This window comes from Shinella sp. JR1-6 (assembly GCF_004284735.1).
In the GTDB taxonomy this organism is placed as follows: domain Bacteria; phylum Pseudomonadota; class Alphaproteobacteria; order Rhizobiales; family Rhizobiaceae; genus Shinella.
This window is the reverse complement of sequence record NZ_SHMI01000094.1, coordinates 1-2,342: the sequence shown is the minus strand read 5'-3', so window position 1 is coordinate 2,342 and position 2,342 is coordinate 1. Positions and strand designations below refer to the sequence as shown.

Genomic DNA, 2,342 nt, shown 5'->3' with positions numbered 1-2,342 from the left:
AGGTGGCCGGATTTTACTCCGCCCGCAGCAGCATTATGCCGCCGCTACCGTGGCCGACTTTTGCACCGCCGCTCTCATCATCCGATGGAGACGGGAGCGAACATCCATACTGTCCTCAAAACCAATGCCATGCCATCCAGAAGCAGGCGTAGGCCGCTATGCCGATGACAAAGCAAAGCGCGATTTGTCGAGCCATGACGCAACGCCCCTCTGGTTCGATAAAGCAGGATGCAACGGAAGGGCGCAAGAGCCGAGCGAAGGGGCTACGTTAAGCGCACGCGGTTGCCGCCGGTATATTCGATATGCCTCTCGTATTCGAGGAAGTCGAGCGCGCTGACAATCTGCTGCTCGGTAAAGCCTGCAGCCACAAGGGTAGGTCCGACAAGATAGAGGGCGATCGGGTTATCAGGCGTGCATCCCGCGGCAATCAGTTCGGCGAGGACGGCTTGCTTGCAGCGTTGATGGGTGGTCTGGTTCACGTCTTCCATCGTCAGCTCCTAATGACCGCCCTGTCCCGTACGCGTCGATGCCCGGCGCGCTTTGTACGGAGATCAAAATGTTCCGCATAACTGACGGCCAATGTGATTATGGAATGTTCTATGACCGAGAGGTAGCCGAAAGAATCGCGCAGGAGTTCCGTCGAGAGGGATTTGACGTGGATATTCGAGCGCTCGGCGATGGCGACGAGGAAGACTGACAGGCTTGGCCGGCCCTGTTAATTCCCCGCATTAGCAGGGCCCGCCGGCCGTGCGCTCAGCGAGTAGGAGCATACGGGTTTCTGCCGTACGCCCCACTTGTTTTACTCGTTCGGGGCCATAGTTACGCCCTTACCGCGCAATTGAGCGTTGGCTTAAGGAGTTGGGGCTTTGGCTACATCGGTTCTCGTCAGCATCTTGATTACCTTCCTCGTAATCGTGCTGGTCCTCTATCTCATCGGGCGGCTGCCTCTCGATGGACGTGCAAAGCAGATCGCGCAGGTTGTCGTCATCATCATCGGCATTGTCGCGCTGCTAAAGTACATCGCCGTCTTTTAGGAACTGACGCGGGACGGCACAGTGCCATTGAGTGCGAGCCGTCCCGTCAACTCAGCCAGAATGTTCGATCCCAAACTGGAACAGCGCCTGCAATTTCTATGATGACGAGTCGTACACGCCGCGCCACATCGGGCGGCACGCGGCCGAGAATTATGATTGCCTGGGGTTCGAAGACCAGCTCAATTTTGTGCTGAGAGCAAAGCTCGTCATATGCGATAGCCGCTTTGATTGACGCGCGCAGGCCATAATCTTGCGCGCCGAAACCCGCTCCGAGAGATGCTTGAAACATCTCGCCCTCCATGTTTTCGAGGTTTATTGAAAACAAAGATATGCCCGCGATGTTCCATCGTCGGGAAGGAACAAGTAGCCGGGGCCCGGGTTGGTAAAAGTGGCCGATGCGGCTATGGTCTCCCCCGAGCCAACCATCGTTGTAGGGGTCCCAGTCTAGGCCGTACTGGGGGTCGTTTCCGGCACTTCGACGACCCCTTTTCCATTAATTTATCCTGAGGCACCATAATGGAAAACAGATCACGCGTTGCTATTGGGCGCCGGGTTTCCACGGTCCTGGCGATAGCGGCGATTTTGTTCCTTGCTTTCATGGCACTTCTGGGAGCGCTTACCCTCATGTGAGCCGACTTAGAGGCGGTCAGGCTCTCAATGTGGCCCGCTCATGACAAAACGGCACGATTTTGAAAGCGAGCCTGCGATCCTGACCGCTACCGTCCTGCCGCCTTCCCCAATTTTGCAAGCAAGGAAGGCTCTGCGCAGAAGCGAGCGGGCGTCGCCTCTGAATTTCGAAATATGAGATTGCGCCTGCAAGGAAATCTGGTCCCTGCTTTTTCCTTGCATTAGCGGGGCCGCCGCCCGCGGCTTGCCATTCATCGCTCAGCGAGTGCGGCACACGGGTTTCTGCCGCATGCCACACTCTGACCCGCTAAACCTATAGGGAAGCTGAGAGGGCTGATGGCGTTCTACAGATCAAGCGTGGCCCGATCAATTCGCCACCCATGACGGTCGAGGCTACGCCAGGAACTTGGACCATCTCCATGTCGAGATTTCCATGATCTACGAAAACCTCTTTCACATCCACATCACTTATGTTCGTCGAACCCGGTAGCGATAAAGCTCCAGGTCTACATTCGCGAACCTTTTCAGTTCCGACAGCTCTCGCTTCGCAATTCCGATCTGAATTAGCCCCCGAAAGGCCCGGACATGCTCCCCCACTTAGCTAAGTGGGTAGGAGATGGGGTGGTTGCCGTCCTCCCCTAACAGCATGGGAACTATGCCAGGATGATGTGGCGTAGAGCA

Annotated in this window: 4 protein-coding genes; 2 read left to right on the top strand and 2 right to left on the bottom strand. The window is 56.5% G+C overall.

From position 1 onward, the window contains the following. Nucleotides 1-263 precede the first annotated feature (263 nt). Nucleotides 264-488, bottom strand: a complete 225-nt coding sequence (locus EXZ48_RS34410; RefSeq protein WP_130521544.1) for a hypothetical protein — start codon at nucleotides 486-488, stop codon at nucleotides 264-266. 68 nt (nucleotides 489-556) lie between these two features. Here EXZ48_RS34410 and EXZ48_RS35215 point away from each other — a divergent pair, with 68 nt between their 5' ends. Beyond that, nucleotides 557-697, top strand: coding sequence for a hypothetical protein (locus tag EXZ48_RS35215; RefSeq protein WP_156032018.1), 141 nt, complete (start codon nucleotides 557-559; stop codon nucleotides 695-697). 169 nt (nucleotides 698-866) lie between these two features. Further along, on the top strand, nucleotides 867-1,034 hold the full coding sequence (locus EXZ48_RS34405) for a Thivi_2564 family membrane protein (RefSeq protein ID WP_024270738.1): 168 nt from the start codon (nucleotides 867-869) through the stop codon (nucleotides 1,032-1,034). A gap of 46 nt (nucleotides 1,035-1,080) precedes the next feature. On the opposite strand, the gene EXZ48_RS34400 is transcribed toward EXZ48_RS34405, so the two are convergent. Beyond that, nucleotides 1,081-1,323, bottom strand: coding sequence for a hypothetical protein (locus EXZ48_RS34400; RefSeq protein WP_024270737.1), 243 nt, complete (start codon nucleotides 1,321-1,323; stop codon nucleotides 1,081-1,083). Nucleotides 1,324-2,342 lie beyond the last annotated feature (1,019 nt).

Coding starts and splice junctions, on each gene's coding strand:
- EXZ48_RS35215 (WP_156032018.1), top strand. CDS start 557: ATGTTCCGCATAACTGACGGCCAATGTGATTATGGAATGTTCTATGAC.
- EXZ48_RS34400 (WP_024270737.1), bottom strand. CDS start 1,323: ATGTTTCAAGCATCTCTCGGAGCGGGTTTCGGCGCGCAAGATTATGGC.
- EXZ48_RS34410 (WP_130521544.1), bottom strand. CDS start 488: ATGGAAGACGTGAACCAGACCACCCATCAACGCTGCAAGCAAGCCGTC.